This window comes from Pseudomonas fluorescens, from assembly GCF_001648775.1.
Lineage (GTDB): Bacteria > Pseudomonadota > Gammaproteobacteria > Pseudomonadales > Pseudomonadaceae > Aquipseudomonas > Aquipseudomonas fluorescens_M.
In genome coordinates this window covers 79,748-98,723 of record NZ_LVEJ01000018.1, presented here as the reverse complement: position 1 = coordinate 98,723, position 18,976 = coordinate 79,748, and the positions used below count along the sequence as shown (strand labels likewise).

The following is an 18,976-nucleotide window of genomic DNA, read 5'->3' as shown; positions in this document are numbered from 1 at the left end:
TTTGCATCAGATCGACGCTTCAGCTTTCACGCTCATGCAGCAGAAAAAAACGAAAAAAGCAGTACCCCAACAACAGATTGACCAGGGTAAACACCCCCACCGTCAGCAACCCCGGCAGACCCCGCGCATCGGCGAACGCACCGATGGCAAAACTGAGCGCGCCCATCACCACGATAAACAGCAGATAGCCGAGCACCGACGTTCGGCTGTCGAAGGTGTAGAGCATGTTCACGTAAAACGAGAACGCGGCCGCGACGCAAAACGCCGCGAAGTTGCTGGCGGCCTGGGTCAGTCCGGCGGCCGTGCACAGGACGAAAAAGATCTGCCAGTGGATCAATCCGTCGGCGATTCCGATGACCGTCAATGCCGAGAATCCCTTCATGCCGGTGCCTTACCCTTGCCTCGTTTGGCGAGGTTTCAACCTAGGGCATGGACGGTGTTCGGTCTACTGTCAGAAATTACAGGTGCAGGGCTACTTCCGACGAGCGGTCATCGCCCTGCCCTTACGGCAAAGGCAGGTGCTCAGCCTTGCGAGACGATCTGTGGCGCGGGCAGTAAAAAGCCCCGATCTTTCGACCGGGGCTTTGTTGGTGCAGGTGCTGAAACTTACGAAGTCGAACGCGCTGCGCCTTGCGCTGCGTTGGTCGGTTGCAGCTTGAACACGTAGAACAACACGGTCAGCAGCACCAGGAACGCCGGCCCTATATACAGTGCCACGCGGGTGTCGGGGAAGTACGCCATCAGGCCGACCACCAGCACCAGAAATGCCAGCGCGAAGTACGAGCTGACCGGGTACAGCCACATCTTGTACTTGAGGCCGGCACGCTCGCTGGCGCTCAGGCCTTTGCGGAATTTCAGCTGCGCCAGCAGGATCATCACCCAGGTCCAGATCGCGCCGAAGGTGGCAATCGAGGTCACCCAGACAAAGACTTTTTCCGGTACCAGATAGTTGAGCATTACGCCCAAGAGCAACACCCCAATCGACAGCAACAGCGCACGACGTGGCACACCGTTATTGGACGTCTTGGCAAAACCCGCCGGCGCCTGGCCGTTCTGCGCCAGGCTGTAGAGCATGCGCCCGGTGCTGAAGATGCCGCCGTTGCACGACGACAGCGCCGCGGTGATCACCACGAAGTTGATGATGCCGGCGGCAGTTTTGATGCCCAGACGTTCGAAGGTCATGACGAACGGGCTGCCCTGCGTGCCGATCTCGTTCCACGGGTAGATCGACAGAATCACGAAGAGTGCGCCGACGTAGAACAACAGAATCCGCCAGAATACCGAGCCGATCGCGTTCGGGATGGTCTTCTGCGGGTTACGCGCTTCACCAGCGGTCAGGCCGATCATCTCGACACCGAGGTAGGCGAACATGACCATTTGCAGCGACATCAGCACACCGGTCACGCCGTTCGGCATGAAGCCGCCATGCGCCCACAGATTGGAAATGCCCAGCGCCACGCCGTCATTGCCGAAACCGAAGGCGATAATGCCGACGCCGCCGATGACCATGGCGATGATCGTGACGATCTTGATCAAGGCGAACCAGAATTCGAATTCACCGAAGGCTTTCACCGCGATCAGGTTGATCGAACCCATGCTGATCAGCGCCGCGAGGGCCCAGATCCAGCGCGGTACATCGGGGAACCAGATGCCCATGTACACGGCGACGGCGGTGATTTCCGCGACGCACGTCACCAGCCACAGGAACCAGTAGTTCCAGCCGGTGAGAAACCCGGCCAACGGCCCGAGGTAGTCTTGCGCATAGCGGCTGAACGAGCCGGCCACCGGGTTGTGCACGGCCATCTCGCCGAGGGCGCGCATGATCACCAGGATCGCCAGACCGCCCAGAATGTACGACAGCATGATTGCCGGGCCGGCCATTTCAATGGCCTTGGCCGAACCTAAAAACAGACCGACGCCGATACAGGCACCGAGCGCCATCAGGCGAATATGCCGTTCGCCGAGTTCGCGTTTGAGCGGACCGCCCTGAGCGGTTTCGCCGTGAGGCAGGTGATTGCCAACTGGCATAGGGGTGCAACCTCGTCTTGTTATTGGATATGACCACCGAGTGTCGCAGCGTCGGCCGGTAAGCCTTGGCTGCTGTGAAACCGCATTGGCCTCGTGGGCAAATGCGTCTTGTAGGACAAAACCTGCAAGATCAGCGGGGCGTGCAGTATAAAAAGCCTTGGGCAGGGCTTTTCACTCTATAAACCACAACATTCAGCGACAACTCTCGGCAAAAGCCCGGTTTGCGGAGAGGCATTCCCTGCTTCACGTAGGAATATTCACCACCGAAAAAGGCGCCGAGTATTGCACAGCATTGGTGCACCGTCATGCCCCTGCTTTGCCAGCATTGCCCTGCTGAGCGCTCTAGTCAGCAGGTTTTGGCGAGTATGGCCCCCGTGGCAAGGGAGCTTGCTCCCGCTCGGCTACGCAGCAGTCGTAAACCCTGAGCCTGCGGTGTTTCAGGCAAACCGCAATCGCAGGGTTTGGGCCTGCTGCGCAGTCCAGCGGGAGCAATCTCCCTCGCCACAGAGTTGGCTGCAGACGCATTTCACCCCGCCGCTGACCTTTTCAGATTTATTCAGCAACCACCCCTCGCCCACCCTTCACAATTTTTTCACCAGTGCCAACCACCGTCTAAGCTTCAGACAAGTCCGATCAATCTGCGTGAATGGATCAATCGACTATGGGCGCTTTGTGGCAAACCGATTCGAGTAAAGCCGTGGTTCCGACTGAACGTGTGGATGAAGCGCCTGTCCCTGAAAAACCACGCCGTCGCCGGCATGGCTGGAAGGCTTTCTGGTTGTTGCTGGTGATTATCGCGATTGTGGTGGGATTGGCTGCGTCCAAGGAAATGCGCACCTCGCGCTTTCAGTCGCGCGAGCTCAGCCAATACGCCGCCTCGCTGACCTACAAACTGGAACCGGGCCCCAGCGAAGCGATTCGATACCCCGGCAATGGCCCGTTCGATTTGCGTCTGGGCTACAGCTCCCTCGATGAATTCCTGCCGCGCCTGCTCAAGCGCAATTACGTGGTCACCGAGCAGACGCGCTTTTCCCCTGCACTGCTCAGCTACACCGACAAAGGCCTGTTCGTGCCCTACTCGGAGAAGATTCAGGCCGGGCTGTCGATCACCGATTGCCGGGCCGCGCCGCTGTACAAATACAACTATCCGCAACAGCTGTACTCAAGCTTCGAAAGCATTCCGCCAGTGGTGGTCAGCAGCTTGCTGTTCGTTGAGAACCGCTTCCTGCTCGACCCCAAACAGCCACTCGCCAACCCCGCGGTGGACTGGCCGCGCTTCGGCATGGCGGCGTGGTCGCAGGTGGCGAAGTTGCTCCACCTGCCCGGGCAATCAGCGGGCGGCAGCACCCTGGCCACGCAACTGGAGAAGTACCGCCACTCCCCCGACGGCTTGACGGTGTCGGGCGCGGAGAAGATCCGCCAGATGATTTCCGCCAGCGTGCGCGCCTACCAACCCGGTGCGCAGACCCTCGGTGCCCGGCAGAACATCGTGCGCGATTACCTCAACAGCGTGCCGCTCTCGGCGGTGCCCGGGCATGGTGAAGTGCATGGCATGGCCGAAGGGTTGCGGGTCTGGTACGGCAGCGACTTCAATAAAGCCAACGAACAATTGAACAGCCCGGCGACCGACCCGAAAACCATGGCCGACAAAGGCCTGGCCCTGCGCGAGATGCTCTCGCTGATGATCGCCCAACGCCGCCCTTCGCATTACCTGACCAAGGGCCGCGAAGAGCTCGCCGACCTCACCGACAGTCACCTGCGCCTGCTCAAGCAGAACGGCGTGATCGACAGTGCACTGGCCGACGCCGCCCTCGCCAGCAAGGTCAGTTACCGCGACTGGCAGACCCAGCCAACCATTCAGCCGATTGAAACCAACAAAGGCATCAGCGTCGCGCGCAGCCGTCTGGCGAGCATGCTCAACCGGCCGCTGTACGACCTCGACCGCCTCGACCTGTCCGCCACCAGCACCCTGCAAGGCGACCTGCAAACACAGGCCACCGCCTACCTGAAAAAACTCGCCGACCCGGCCTACGCTGCCGAAGTCGGCCTGCTCGGTGAACGCTTGCTGACGCCGACCAGCACCACGCAAGTGCGCTACAGCTTCACCCTGTTCGAACTGACCCCCGACGGTTCGCGCGTGCGCGTTCAGACCGACAGCACCGATCAGCCGTTCGACATCAACGAAGGCAGCAAACTGGAACTCGGCTCGACGGCGAAGATGCGCGTGCTGACCACCTACTTGCAGATCATTGCCGAACTGCACGACAAGTACGGCGCCATGAGCGTGCCGGAACTGAAGAAAGTCGAGGTGCCGGATCAGGACCGTCTGAGCCAGTGGGTCATCGACTACCTGATCCAGAACAAGGATCACGATCTGTCGAAAATGCTCGGTGCCGCGCTCGACCGTAAATACTCGGCAAGCCCCGGCGAGGCGTTTTTCACCGGCGGCGGTTTGCATGTGTTCCATAACTTTCGCAATGAAGACAACGGCCGCATACCGACCTTGCGTGACGCCCTGCGTGAGTCGATCAACCTGCCGTTCATTCGTTTGATGCGCGATCTGGTGCGCTACACCACCTACTCCGGCCCCAACAACAGCGCCGAATTACTCAAGGATGATCGCGACCCGCGGCGGCAGGAATACCTGGCCAACTTCGCCGACCGCGAAGGCACGTCGTTCCAGCTCAAGTTCTGGAAAAAGTACAAAAACAAAGACACTCAGGCACGGCTCGAGACCTTCCTCGACAGCATGCGCCCAACGCCGATCCGCATGGCCGCAGTGCATCGCTACCTGCTGCCCGATGCCAGTCAGGAAGATTTCAACAGCTTCGTGCGCTCCCACCTCAAGGGCGCCAAGCTCACCGAAAAACTCACTGACGATCGCCTGATCCGCCTCTACGACGCCTACGGTCCGGGCAGTTATGACCTGCCCGATCAGGGCTTCATCGCCAAGGTTCACCCGCTGGATCTGTGGATGATGGGTTACCTGCTGCATCACCCGGACGCGACGTTCAGCGAGATCGTCAAGGCCAGCCATTTCGAGCGTCAGGAAGTCTACAGCTGGCTGTTCAAGAGCAAACACAAGGGCGCTCGCGACAGCCGCATCCGCACCATGCTCGAGATCGAAGCCTTCCTCGATATCCACCAGCGCTGGCAGAAAGTCGGTTACCCGTTCGACCATCTGGTGCCGTCGCTGGCGACCGCCATCGGCAGTTCCGGCGACCGCCCGGCGGCACTCGCCGAGTTGATCGGCACCATCCTCAACGACGGCGTGCGCATGCCGACGTTGCGCATCGACAGCCTGCACTTCGCCGCCGGCACGCCCTACGAAACGCAACTGGTCAATGACCCGCACGTGGGCAAGCGCGTGATGCCCTCGGAGGTTGCCACGGCCATGCGTGAAGCGCTCTCGCAAGTGGTCGATGCGGGCACGGCAAAACGTGTTTCCGGCAGTTTCAAACTGGCTGATGGCAGCCCACTGGCCATGGGTGGCAAAACGGGTACGGGTGACAACCGCATCGAGGCCATCGGTTCGGGTGGCAGGATCCTCAGTTCGAAGTCGATCAACCGCACCGCGACCTTCGTTTTCTACATCGGTGATCACCATTTCGGCACCCTCACCGCGTTCGTTCCGGGGCGCTCGGCGGAGAACTTCAAATTCACTTCGGCCCTGCCAGTGCAGGTGCTCAAGGGCATGGCACCGATCCTCACGCCCTACTTGCAACCGGGCAGCGACTCGCAATGCACGCCCCCACAAACAGCGCAGGTGGCGGTAGTCGCTCAGGCCGCCAAACCGTCGTTCTGAGCCCACCTGCGGCGCGCAAGCCGCTCGCGGTTTTGCCCGTCGCGGGTGGTAGATAGCTATTTTTCAGATTCGAATATTCGACGGATTGGCGCCGATAAGCGCCGTTTCGTTGCCTATGTTTAGTCTTTTGTTTTGAGCCGCGACCGATAGGCTGATCGTCCCGAACACGCACTCAAGGATGATTGCCATGTCTGTTTCCACGCCGCCCACCCCGGATGAATTCAAGGGTCGGCACTACCCGTTGATCAAACATTCCCTCGACAAAACCTTCACCCGCGCCAGCCTTGATCGGGCCGTGGCATTGGCGGCAACGCCGCTGAAAATCGATCCGTGGTACGCCATGGCGACCGCCCGCCAGCACGACAAACTGCAAGCCGCCAACCTCAAGACCTGGGCCTCGCAAGGCAAGGTCGACCGCTTGCTCGGCAACGCGGCGGATCTGCAAAAATTTGCCGCGCCCTTGCTCCAGGCCAGGTTAAAGGAACGCTTCGGCGTCGAGCATGACGTCAACACCACTTACCTGCGCCTTTACCTGCCGAAAACGCTGCCCTGGTACGCGCTCGATGTAACCGGTGGCAGCACCACCCGAACGGTTTCTCTGCTGCAAGCGGCGTTGCATAACTTCGCGCAAACAGAGCGCGTGGACGCCGACTCGCAATACATCACCGAACCCGACAAAGAGGACGGGCGCTTCGACGTCATCGCGCTCAAGGACACAATGCCCATCGACCAGTTTCAAGCGCTGTGCCGGGAGCTGGATATCGGTGCGCAATATCAACGGCACCTCGCCAATTACCTGCTGCCCGGTGAACCGTTGGCCGCAGCGGTGCTGCAAACCGAGGTCATCCAGAGCCAGCAAGATGCCCTGGCCTTCGCTGCCGAAATGGCCCTGTTGAAGGGCGACATTCAATACGACGCCTACAAACTGGTGCTGGATCTGCTCGCCGGGAAAACCCCGCTGTTGCTCAACCAGCGCCGGGAAATGCACTGCTGCGAACTGTCGATGCTGGAAAAGCGCCTGACCGGCATTGTGCTGTTGATCCCGGCGAAACTGGACAAGCGCGGTATCCGCCGGGTGATCGTCTATGTCCCGCACGACCCTGACCACCCACTCAAGGAATACGCCTCGCCTGCCGAGTTCATCGACGAACTGGCGCGGCAACTGCGCGAGGACAAGGTCAGTGCCTCGGCGGAACAAAGCTATCGGCAGTTCTTCGCACAGTTCGTCGACCAACAAGATCGCGGGCACTTTTTCGCCGAGCTTGAGCAACGTCTGTACAAAACGACATGGCACGAGAAATCCGAGCGCAGCGATCAGCGACCGACCTGGCGCAAAGAGCCCGTCGCGACGCCGAACCTGCAATTTCGCCAGGTCTATCTGGGCCCGGATGTGTGGCAACAGGTTTACCAAAACAAGCTCAACAAAATCCTCAACGATGCGCGGCAGATCGCCGTGTCCACCGCCGACACCGACGCGCTGGCGCGCTGGGCGTGGTGGGACAATTTCAAGCAGATCGTCTCGGACATTTTCAATGCCGCGCTGTTGATCGCCACCCCGTTCGTGCCGGGGCTGGGCGAATTGATGATGGCCTACACCGCGTATCAACTGACCAGCGACGTGATCGAAGGCGTGGTCGATCTCGCCGAGGGCCTGGCCAGTGAAGCCGCCGCGCATGTGCTCAGCGTGGTCACCGACATCATTCAGTTGGCGACTTTTCAGGCCGGTTCCGAGCTCGGTGCGCTGTTACGACCGAAGCTGTCAGCACTGGTCGACGGCATGCAGCCGGTCAGGTTGGCGGACGGCAAGACGCGCCTGTGGCACCCCGACCTGAGCCCGTACGAACAAAACACACTCGCCCTGCCGTCGGCATCGAAACCCGACCACCACGGCCTGCACCAACACGCCGAGAAAACCCTGCTGCCGCTGGAAGGCAAGCTTTACCACCTGGAAAAACCCGCTGACGTCACGCTCTCCACCACGCACCGGATCAAGCATCCGCGCCGGCCCACTGCCTACTCGCCGAAAATCGAACACAACGGCCACGGTGCCTGGGTGCATGAAGGCGAGAACCCGCTCGAGTGGGACAGCCCGACCTTGATGCGCCGCCTCGGCCATCGCGTGGCGCGTTTTTCCGCGACCGAGCGTGAGCAGATCCGCATCAGCAGCGGCACTGCAGACGATGCCCTGCGACACATGTACAGCGCCAATGCCGAGCCGCCGCCCCTGCTCAGCGATGCCATCAAACGCTTCAGTGCCTACGACGACGTGCAGGCTGCCGGCGCCAATATTCGCGATGGCCTGCCGATCGATGCAGCTTCGGTGTGGTTCGAGCCGATCCTGACATCGCTCTCGGGATGGCCGAAAGAATGCGCGCTGAAGGTATTCGAAAACGCCGACCTTGGCGGACCATCGCGCCAATATGGCAACCCGGCAGCCACCGCCGGCGAGACCCTGAACATCAGTCTGTCGCAGCTGACCTCTGGCCGCTTGCCGGAGCGTGTTCTGGGGTTTCTCGATGAATCGCAGATCGAGACCCTGCTGGGCCGCGACATCGCCGCAGACGAGCGCGTCCGGGCCTTGCGCAAACAGTTGGCGAACGCGGTCGTCGGGCAACGCGCCGAGCTGGCAAAACGCGTATACCAGGCCAGCGAAAGGTCGAGCAAAATCGACGTGCAGGTCCTGCGCCAGGCCTTTCCCGAGCTGCCGCTCAGCGCCGCGGAAAAACTCCTGCGCCAGGCCAGGGCGGCCGAGTTGCAACGCATCAGTGATGAAAACCGTCTGCCATTGCGGATCAAGACCCAGGCCCGCGACATCGACTTCGAAGCGGCCACGGCACGTGCCTACGATGGTTTTTATCAGCCGCCACGCATGACCGCCGACACCGAGCGCCTGGCGCTCAACACGCTCAAATACCACACAAACAGCTTCGGTGATTTACGCATCGAAGTGCGTAACGGCACTTATGACGGTGAGTTGCGCGGCCGTGCCGGGCCCGAGGACGCTGCGCTCGTCAGACGCCTGATTCGCGATGAGCATGGCCATTACGCGGTGCTCGACGAGGCCAATCAGCCACTCTACGCCGCCGGTGATTTCTACCAGGCGATGCTGTATGCACTGCCGGACGAAGCACTCGACACCCTGGGCTACCGACGCGGACATGGCCCGTTGCTCAAGGCATGGATCATGGAAAAATCCGCAGCCCCGGCTGATCGCCGCAGCGTGTTGGCAGAACCGCCGATCGCCCCAGTGCTGCCCTTTGCCACCGAGACGCTGGTTCGCGGCCCATGGCTGTCGAAAACGGCCACCACGCCGGAGCAACGGGTCAGCAAGCTTTACCCGAGCATGAGCACACACGAGGTGCAGGCTTTCGTTGAAGCTTTGCGCAGCAAGGGCGATCCCGATCTGGCGATCACCCGCCTCAAAGATGAACTCGATGAGTTGCGCACGCTTCTGGAGAACTGGCGCGAGCGTTTGCTACCGAACAGTTCCGGGCACGACACCCCGCAGTCCCTCGCTGACTTGCATGACTTCAATCGCAATGGCGGACAGGCCATCAAAGAGCAGTTGCTTGAGTGTTTCGAACGCGAAAGCGAGGCCTTCGACAAACGCAGCGTTCATCCGGAGGGCGGCTACACCCTCGACCTGTCTTCGGAATTCGGCCAACTGAATCTGGATCGCTGGTGGGCTAAATTGCGCGAATTGCCCGGCATCCAGAAGTACCTCGATCAGATCAACGTAATCACCCTCGACCGGGCCCACTTTTCCAGCGGTAGCAACGGTCTGCTGAACGACTTGCCCAATCTGCGTCATGTGAGTGCGCGCAAGTGCGACCTGACCGAACTGCCGCACGCCATCGGCCGCTTGCGTCAACTGGAAACCTTGCGCCTGAGCGACAACCACATTTCCCTGAATAGCCAAGCCATCGAGCAATTGCGCCACCTCACGCGCCTGCAAACCCTGCGGCTGGACAACAATCCGCTGCAACGTCCGCCCGATGTCGCACGCATGCCGCGCCTCAGAGTTCTCAGCCTGAGCAATAGCGGTTTGAGTGAATGGCCGCCGGGGCTGTTCTACGACGCCGCCGGGCCGAAAAACCGTCGACGCGGTTTCTACCTCGATCTGAGCGGTTGTCCGATCGACAGCCTGCCGGAGGTGATCAAAGGTTCCGATCACGCGTTTATCGTCGCCCGCACCCGCCTGGACCTGTCGAGCCTGAGTGACGTCGACAAAGTGAATTTTGCCGACTATCGCCGTTCGGTCGGCCTCGCCGCCGAACAAGTCTATAAAAAGTCGACGGCCCGCGAGCTGACGTATTGGACGCCGGCGGAGGACACCGGGGTGTTTCTGGCCGGCGCTCCCGGCCTGGGCAATTACCGCGCGCAGTCCTGGCAGGACGTACTGGCGGAACCGGGTTCGGAAGGTTTTTTCCGCCTCATCCGCAAACAGCGCGAAAGCAAGGACTACCGCTACGCCGCCTCGCGCAAATTACTGACCCAACGGGTCTGGCAAATGGTCGAGGCAGCGGCGCAGGACAGCGCCTTGCGCGAGGAGTTGTTCAAGCAGGCCAGAGCCCCGGAATCCTGCGGTGATGCAGGCTCCCAACTGTTCAACAATATGGGCATGAGGGTGCTGGTGTCGCAGGCCAGGGCCGAGTCACTGTCCTTCACCGAACGCCAGGCCCGGCTGGTCAGACTGGCAAAAAGCGCCGCACGGCTGGAAAGCATCGGCGACATCGCCAGAGACCAGATCAAGCGGCAACAGTCAGCGTTTACGAGGGGTCAGCGCCGCAACCCTCCGGATGAAGTTGAAGTGCATCTGGCCTACGAAACCGGGCTCGCCATACGCCTGGACTTGCCTTGGCAGTCGCAGGACATGCTCTATAGCGACACGGCCGATATCAGCCAGGCTGACATCGACAGTGCTTACAACAAGATCCTCGGCGAGGAGCAGGGCAATGGCTTGATCGATCGCATGAACGGGTTAATGGAGGATCCATTCTGGGAGCAGCATTTGCTTGAGTCGCATCCGCAGCGGTTCGCGCAAAACGATCAGCACATCGACGAACAACTCGGTCTGCTCGAGGATCTGCGCGAAGCGCAAAAGGCCTGGGCGAGCTTCAAGGAACCGACGGCGCTGGCCGGGCATAAAGCCAATCTGGAGCGACTGGCTCGTGCGCTGAATGTCCCTGAGCGGGAAGTGTTTACCGGTAAACCGATGAGTGACGAACTGTACAACCGCTTGCTCGACGGCATCACCGAAGCGCGCAAAGCCTTGGGCAGAACCCTGACCCGACAGGCAATGGCGGACGCCGGAATCTGACCTTCGACTGGCTGCGGGGCCGGGCCTGACGCGCCCGGCCCCGTTGCCTCAGTTGACCTCCGAATCCCAGACAATGGTGACGTTGCCGGCGTAATGCCGGCCCGAGCCCTGAATGAGCATTTGCTCAACCGCGTCCTGAGCGACTTCGAAATGCAGCGTGCCGGGTTTGCGATCCACATAGTGGCCCGGCTGAAACAACTCGGTACCCGCGCCATCGCGCAACAGGCGGCGGCGCTTCACCGGTTGTCCCGAGGGATCCATCAGGCCCGTCGGCAAGGTCACGCTGATCTCCAGCGGCACCGAATCACTGATGCGCTGATCCATCAAGGCGCAATTGACACCGCTGTAGTACTGACACTGCATGCTCATACGGAAACGGCTGGACGCGGAGATATTGAAGGTCTGATCGCGAAACAGGCGCGTCGGCTTGCGGCCCTGATCGAGCCAGGATTGCCAACCGCCATTGGGTTCCAGCAACACCCGATTACCGCCCGGCGGCAGATCGACTTTCAGCGTGTGACTCACCTCCAGCGAGAAATTCAGCGTCAGCAGCGAATCGGCCGGGAGCATGACATCGCCCATGTCGAAGTCCAGACCGGGACCCACCGTGTAGGTGGTCGTCCCCGTGTAGGAACCCGTTTGCATGTTCAACGGATCGGGCGTGCGCAGCTCATAGCCATACACGAAGTACAGATAGCGCATCGACAATGGAATCTCGAAAAGCGCCTTCTTCGCACAGACACCCGCGCCTTCAGGCACGCGCCAAAAGCTGTTGTAACCCTGCGTGCCCACCGTACTCCAACCCACGCCCTGACAAGGTGGGGGCGCGTAAATCCAGCCGCGCCCTTCCCATAAGTCGTCCCAACCGCCACCGCCCGTCAATTTCACCACCGGCTGCGGAAACGCGGCTTCGTGACCAATCCCGGCGATGCGCAACTGCAGCACCTTTTTGTCGCCCGATTCATGGGTGACTTCCACGTCTCGCCAGTTCGACGGTACTTGCGCCATACCGCCCTGGCGCGGGTCGGCATGATGGGCCTGAATCGGCGCAATCGCAGTAAACGGAATGTGCGCAATCAGGCTGAACAGCCCAAACGGTTCACACGCCTGAGGCACCTGACGGCAGAAACCTTCCGACGGTGTCTGGTTCTTGAACTGGTTTTTTTGCGGGTTGCTCGAGTCGGGCTCGAACGTGGCATAGATGTTGTGCACCTCGGCCATCACTGGCGTGGCCAGCAGCGCGAATAGCCAACCCATCACGGCCCCGCCCTTGATCAACGCGCAATGTGGCCTGACGATGTGATTCATTGATTGCGATCTCCTGATACGACATTCAAGCCATCGGTTTACGGGGAGCCTTCTCACGCATCTGGTGCCTGGGACTGGCCTCATCCCACCTCCGAATCCCAGACGATGGTGACGTTGCCGGCATAGTGACGGCCCGAGCCCTGAATGAGCATTTGCTCGACCGCGCCCTGAGCGACTTCGAAATGCAGCGTGCCGGGTTTGCGATCCACATAGTGGCCCGGCTGAAACAGCTCGGTGCCGGAGCCATCGCGCAACAGTCGGCGGCGCTTCACCGGTTGTCCCGAGGGATCCATCAGGCCCGTCGGCAAGGTCACGCTGATCTCCAGCGGCACCGAGTCCTGGATCCGCTGATCCATCAAGGCGCAATTGACACCGCTGTAGTACTGACACTCCATGGTTATGCGGAAACGGCTGGACGCGGAGATATTGAAGGTCTGATCGCGAAACAGCCGAGTCGGCTTGCGCCCCTGATCGAGCCAGGACTGCCAGCCGCCATTGGGTTCCAGCAACACGCGATTGCCGCCCGGCGGGATGTCGACCTTCATCGTGTGGGTGACTTTGAGATGGAAATTGAGGGTCAACAGGGAATCGCTCGGAAGCAGCACATCGCCCATGTCGAAATCCATATTGGGGCCGACCGTGTAGGTGGTCGTTCCGGTGTAGTCGCCCGCTTCCATTTGCAACGGATTGGGTGTGCGCAGTTCGTAGGCGTAGACGAAATACTGATAGTTCATGCCGAGTGGAATGTCGAACAGCGCTCGTTTACTACAGGTTCCGGCGCCTTCTGGCACCCGCCAGAAACTGTTGTAACCCTGTTCTCCCGCCGTAGATGTACCCACGCCGATGCACGGCGGCGGGGCATACACCCACGCGCCACCCTCCCATAAATCGCCCCACCAGCCGCCTCCGGTCAACTGCCTGACCGGCAGCGGGAACCCGGCTTCATGGCCGACACCGGCGATCCGCAGTTGCACTAACCGAGTATCGCCAGAAGCATGCGTGACGGTGACGTCGCGCCAGTCGGAGGGCACTTTGGCCATCCCGCCTTGCCTGGGATCGGCGTGATTAGCCTTGATCGGGGCGTTGGCGGCGAACGGTATTTTGGCAATCAGACTGAAGAGCCCCAGGGCTTCACAGGTTGCAGGGACCTGGCGACAAAAGCCTTCGGACGGCGTCTGGTTCTTGAACTGATTGCGTTGCGGATTGGCAAAATCCGGCTCGAACGTGGCTTCAATGTGATGCACTTCAGCCGATGCCGCGCCAGCAACCAAAGCCAGCAGACAGCCGATCCATGAACCACGCGCGAGGGTGTCTGAAAAACTCACAGGCGTTCTCCAAAAAGGGGTTCGCAATATCTGTCTCATGCGCCTGGCGCCCGGGCGTTGAACTGCAGCAGGACGTTGCCGCGGTAATCGCCTGCGCGAAATCCGTCGGCGGGTTTCACCGGGACGATTTCCAGCATCACCCGTGAACCGCTCGCAGCGTCCGCCGCCGAGACCACTTCCTGCGGCACGCTGTCGGCACTCAACAGCACACCGTTGAAGCTGACCCGCAAATGGATGTCATCTTCGGCTTTGCCATTGGACAGGTAGGCTGGCGCTTCCAGCCGCGCTTCGATCGCGCTGGTGTCATGGCGCACGTCGAAAGTCTTGCGCACGCTGCTGAGGTTGGCGGTGGCGGTGTTCCAGTTCAGCCGCTGCTCGCGGTGAATCCAGTCCGGTTCCACCGGTATCACATAAAACGCGCGGGTGGGGATGGTCACCGACACCTCGAAGGTATGTTCTTCGCGGGCGGCCCAACTCACAGACCCCATCAGTGCGATCACTGCCGCCATCGCGGCAACGGTCCATTGCTTGATCATGTTCGATACCTGTTGCGTCAATGGCCAGCCGCACTAGCGGCCGGCGACCTTGAGGTTTTTCTTGCTGTCGCCTTCCACCAGGATGAAGCGGTATTCCCGGCCCTTGTCCTTATCGAAAGCAAAGCTCCTGCCGGCCAGCACATGGTGTTTGGTGGTCGGGCCGCAGTCGTTTTCGTTGCTCAGCGAACAGCTCTTGAACTCATCGACGACCAGCACGGTATTGCCGTTATTGCGCAGTTCGTAGCGGTTGGCGCTGTCATTGATGGCGGTGTCGTAACGCACGTTTTTCGGCCGCACGAAGAAAATCGTGCCGAAGCCGGTCATCACGTTGACCCCGGCGGACAGGGTCTTTTTGTATTCCTCGCGCTCGTCGTTGCTGACCACGAAGTCGTCTTCCTTTTCCGGCACCACCGGGACGAAGCGCACGCGAAAATAACGCTCGGTGTCACGTTCGCCGAGGTACAACAATCGTGTGCCTTGCATGCCCTTGGCCGGCACGATCAACCGCGCCGGGCTGGCCATGACGCCGTTGCGCGAGGTGCCATCGGTTGACGCGGCGACGGGAATTTCCTGCGGCACGCCGTCGGCGCCATAGACGATTTCCAAGACGTTGACCTTGACGAACGCGGTGCTGTCACCGCTGTTGAAGATCCGTTTGAGGTAGGTACTTTTATCGCCATCGAGATAGTCGTACACCGTGCCGACATTGATCTGCGGCCCGGCCTGCGCCGTCATGCACAACACACTGAGCGCGCCCAGCAAAAAACCACGCATCACCATCTTGAACTCCCAGAAAAAGAAAATAGGTCGCGCCCGAAAGTTCATGCTTCCGAGTCCCAGATCACCGTGATGTTGCCGCTGTAGCTGCCGCCCAGCCCGGGCTGCACGATCAAATCGATGTAAGACCGTGGCATCTCGAAATGCAGAACGCCCGGTTTGCGGTCCACATAAGTACTTGGCACCACCTGAATCGCATTCACCTCCCCGCTACGCAGATAGGTGCGCTTGACCGGTTGCCCATCCACCCCCATCAAGCCGTTGGGCAGGCTGATGCTCAGTTGCACGGCGGCGGAACGTTGGCTCACCGGGTCGCGCACCATGCAATCGAAGAGCCCGTCGATCTCGCAACTCATCTGCACCTTGAAACGCGACGACGCCGAGATATAAAACAGTTGGTCGCGGTACAGCCGGGTCGGCTTGCGGCCGCTGTCGATCCAGCTGCGCCAGCCGCCTTCGGGTTCAAGGCTGACCTTGTTGCCACCGGGCGGCAGGTCGACCTTCAAGGTGTGCTGCACATCCAGCACAAAATCCAGGGTCAGACTGTTGTCGTCCGGGTTAAACACTGGCCCCAGATCGAAATCGCCACCGGGGCCGAGGGTATAAGTCAGTTGCCCGGTATACAGCCCGCTCGACATGCCCAGAGGATTGGGCGTGCGCAGTTCATAGGCAAAATCCAGGGTGCTGAAACTCATGTGGGGGATGGTGAACGCGGCGACTTTGGTACACGCCGCCTCCACCGGCGTTTTCCAGAAAAACCGGTATGAGCTGGCACCAAACCAGCCGACGCCACTGTACAAACAGGGCGCCGGGGCATTGACCCAGGAACTGCTGGTCCAGAGCTTCTGGTGCGCGGTCACCGGTACCGTTTCGCCGGTCAGCTCGGTGGCCGGCTGGTTCAGGATGAAATCGGAACCCATGCCGATGATGCGCACTTCGACTATCTCGGTTTCCTGAGTGTCCTTGTTGGTGACCGTCAACTGTCGCCAGTTGGCAGGCGCCTTCAGCGTGATGCTGTCACCGGCCTGGAGGCCTCGTTTGGCGTCAAAACGCACCGGTAACTGAATGCTGAACATGTTGTTCGCCGCGCACTCCGCCGGGTAGCTTGCGCAATAGCCACTGTTGGGCGTTTTGTTGACGAACACATTTTTGCCGGGTTGCGACGGATCGGGTTGAAACAGCGCGCGAATTTCCATGTTGGCGCCCTCCGCCGTCGGCAGGCTGAGTGCCGCCAGCAAGCCCAGGCATGGCGTGATTTTTTTCATCGCTTCACCCCGCCGCCTTCTGCTCGGTAGAGGAGAGATCGGCCAGCGTGTCCGGTGTGCAGCGCAAGTCGCCGATCATCAGCACGTTGTTTTCGCTGCGATGACGACTCGCGTCGAGGCGGAACTGACACAACAACTGATTGCCCTGGCGCACTTCCAGCGTCGGCGAGCCGGCATTCATTTCCATCGAGAAAAACCCGTCGACTTCGGTCACCCCGCGACTGGCGTGGTTGATCACGTGGTGGCCCTTGAGCGGATTGCCCTGCGGGTCGATCAGGCGACCGAGCACGGTGAAGGTTTTCATCACCCGCACCTTGCGGTACTCCACCCCGCCCTTGTTCAGGTGATAACGGCTGCGCGACGGTTCAATGGTCGCGGCCGGAACGTGGTTGCCTTCAAAGTCGAAACTCACCGAGCTGTTTTGATACGCCGTGATCGGGATGAAATTACGCCCCGGTTTCAACGCCGCGCTGCCGCCACTGAAGTCGTCTGCGCGCAGAGCGATGCCTTCGATGTCTGACTCGACGTCGACGATCAGCCCGGCGCCGCGCATTTCATAGGCACTGGTCAGCATCATCTGCTGCCCGCCGATGGCCAGCGTGCTGTCGAGGTTCAAGCCACCGGTGAAGTTGCCGTTGTAGGACGAGCGCTGGACAAAACCATCGCCATTGACCGAGTCGGTGCGAAAACTCGCCAGGCTCGACATGCCCACGCCGTAGGTGTCGGTGAGCGCTGTCACCGAGACGTTTTGCAGCATGTGGTCGGCGAAGTCCTTGCGCCAGCCGAGCGACGCATTGTTGTCACGACTGCCATCCCGGGCGGTCCGCGAACCGATGCTGCCGGTCAGTTGCTGGCCGGGCGCACCGAGGGCCATGTTCAGGCTCAAGTCGACCCCGCGATTACGCGCATCGCCACTGCTGTAACTGCCCGGCCGATCAAACAGCGACAGGCGCCAACTGACATCGCTGCCGAACAGATCGGTGCGCCGCGTCCAGCCCAGATCGACGCCGACACCTTCGACGTTGCCTTCACTGTGCGCCACGCGGGCGTTGAGCGAGTTTTTGCTGCTCAAACGGTGGTTGAGCGCCAGCGAGGAGTTACTGGTCTGACCGACGAACACATTACGTTGCCGCACCCGCGTACCGTCCGGCAGCGTGTCATAGGTGTCAGTGGTGTCGAGCCAGGCGCGACTGTGGCTGAAGATCAGACTGCCGGCGCCATAGTTATAAAGGCTTTGCAGATCCATGCCGGTGCCGTGGTCTTCGGTCTGGTAGACGTTGGCATACACGCTCAGATGATTGGCCAGCGTCCAGTCGATGGAGCTGCCGTATTGCAGTTTTTCGCGGATCTGCCGCGCCGACAGGCCGAGAATCACCCGTGGGTGCAGCAGGTAATTGATCGAGGCGCCAGCCGTCGGGCTACCGCTGGACTGGGTGTCCCAGTTGCTCAACAGTTTGCTTTCCTCGCCGGCAAACAGGTTGTAGCGCCAGCGCTCGTCAAGGTTGCGCCAGTTGCTGGGCTTGTACACGAGCTCCTGGGTGGTGGAAGTGATCTGACCGTCTTCGATCAGGCGCACTTCCACTTCATAGATGCCGCCGGGCAGCGGGCGGGTATCGAGCGTCTGCAAGCCGGCGGGCACCGATTGCGTGTTGATCAACAGGCCATCGCGATAGATCTCCACCGAACCCTGGCGGTTGGCGGTGACATAAATCGGATAGACGCTGGGCATCGGGCTGTTGATCGCCAGACTGTCGGAGCTGCCGTACATGAGGCCGACGGCGGTGTCGGGGCTGGTGCCAAACGTACGCGGCTGGCGGGTCAGCCCTTCGGAATTGGGGGTGAAATAACCCAGGCGGAAAAAACTGCCTTGCAGTTCACGCTGGGTGTACAGCTCGTGCACCGCACGATAGAGCTTGTCGTCCGGGCCGCCGAGGCGCGCCAGTTGCATGTTGAATGTCTGGCTCCAGTTGCCCAGGCTGCCGCTGGCTTCCAGACCATAACGACCACCGAGGTCCTGATCCTGCCCGCCATTGAGGTTGAGCTGATTGCGCACCATCAGACCGTGGCTGCCGCCATCGGGCTGCTCGTGAAAGCGCTTGGCTTGCACATCGCGTTCAGCGTTTTCGGTGAGGATCGAGACCAGCGACTCCTCCAGGTTGTAGTGCACGGCCAGCACCTGATCCGGACAAGAGCCCGTGCAATTGCCCAACGCCACGCCGGTTTTCAGATAAGCCGCCCACTTTTCCCGCTCGGCCGCGCCGAAACGGTTGTCGCTGGTGTCGGTAAATTCCAGCAAGGTAATGCGGTCATCGCGCGACAACACCACCATGGCCTCCCCCAGCGGCTGATGATCGAGCTCCACCCGCACAGCCAGAGGCACATCAAAAAAATGCTCCTCGAAATCCGCCGGCAAGCCTTTGGCCTGCGCCAACAGACTTCGCGGTGTCGAACTGGCGGTATCGGGAGCCGCCGCTGCGCTGGCACAAAACATCAGCGCAAGCGCAGCCGCGATGGGTGTCATCGGGAACATGAACTCGTACTCTGATTTCAATCAATGGAAGTCCGACGGGGCAGGCCATGCAGCCGGCCCCGCCGGTGAGCGCGGGCGGTGA

10 protein-coding genes are annotated in these 18,976 nt (G+C 60.7%); 2 read left to right on the top strand and 8 right to left on the bottom strand.

Annotation, left to right across the window (positions count from 1 at the left end):
- Nucleotides 1-19 precede the first annotated feature (19 nt).
- Nucleotides 20-382 carry a GtrA family protein gene (locus A8O26_RS16665; protein ID WP_064118964.1) on the bottom strand — a complete coding sequence of 121 codons (363 nt, stop codon included), beginning with the start codon at nt 380-382 and terminating at the stop codon, nt 20-22.
- Nucleotides 383-606: 224 nt separating this feature from the next.
- The gene (locus A8O26_RS16660; protein ID WP_064118963.1) at nt 607-2,028 is read right to left on the bottom strand and encodes an amino acid permease; all 1,422 of its coding nucleotides are present in this window, start codon (nt 2,026-2,028) and stop codon (nt 607-609) included.
- Nucleotides 2,029-2,689: 661 nt separating this feature from the next.
- On the opposite strand from A8O26_RS16660, the gene A8O26_RS16655 reads away from it, so the two are divergent.
- Both A8O26_RS16655 and A8O26_RS16650 read left to right on the top strand, forming a co-directional pair.
- Nucleotides 2,690-5,833: a transglycosylase domain-containing protein gene (locus A8O26_RS16655; protein ID WP_064118962.1), complete on the top strand. Its 3,144-nt coding sequence runs from the start codon at nt 2,690-2,692 to the stop codon at nt 5,831-5,833.
- A 187-nt stretch (nt 5,834-6,020) separates the two neighbouring features.
- Nucleotides 6,021-11,153, top strand: coding sequence for an NEL-type E3 ubiquitin ligase domain-containing protein (locus tag A8O26_RS16650; RefSeq protein ID WP_064118961.1), 5,133 nt, complete (start codon nt 6,021-6,023; stop codon nt 11,151-11,153).
- Between the two features lie 48 nt (nt 11,154-11,201).
- On the opposite strand, the gene A8O26_RS16645 is transcribed toward A8O26_RS16650, so the two are convergent.
- The 6 genes from A8O26_RS16645 to A8O26_RS16620 form a co-directional block, all read right to left on the bottom strand.
- Nucleotides 11,202-12,461: a hypothetical protein gene (locus A8O26_RS16645; RefSeq protein ID WP_253756899.1), complete on the bottom strand. Its 1,260-nt coding sequence runs from the start codon at nt 12,459-12,461 to the stop codon at nt 11,202-11,204.
- Between the two features lie 80 nt (nt 12,462-12,541).
- A complete protein-coding gene (locus A8O26_RS16640; RefSeq protein ID WP_064118960.1) occupies nt 12,542-13,786 on the bottom strand; it encodes a hypothetical protein in 1,245 nt (414 codons plus the stop codon).
- A 35-nt stretch (nt 13,787-13,821) separates the two neighbouring features.
- Nucleotides 13,822-14,322, bottom strand: a complete 501-nt coding sequence (locus A8O26_RS16635; RefSeq protein WP_064118959.1) for a CS1 type fimbrial major subunit — start codon at nt 14,320-14,322, stop codon at nt 13,822-13,824.
- A gap of 33 nt (nt 14,323-14,355) precedes the next feature.
- Nucleotides 14,356-15,096: a molecular chaperone gene (locus A8O26_RS16630; protein ID WP_172828171.1), complete on the bottom strand. Its 741-nt coding sequence runs from the start codon at nt 15,094-15,096 to the stop codon at nt 14,356-14,358.
- A gap of 47 nt (nt 15,097-15,143) precedes the next feature.
- Nucleotides 15,144-16,364 (bottom strand): hypothetical protein, encoded by a 1,221-nt coding sequence (locus A8O26_RS16625; protein ID WP_064118957.1) that lies wholly within the window; start codon nt 16,362-16,364, stop codon nt 15,144-15,146.
- Between the two features lie 4 nt (nt 16,365-16,368).
- The gene (locus A8O26_RS16620; protein ID WP_064118956.1) at nt 16,369-18,894 is read right to left on the bottom strand and encodes a CS1-pili formation C-terminal domain-containing protein; all 2,526 of its coding nucleotides are present in this window, start codon (nt 18,892-18,894) and stop codon (nt 16,369-16,371) included.
- Between the last annotated feature and the right edge of the window lie 82 nt (nt 18,895-18,976).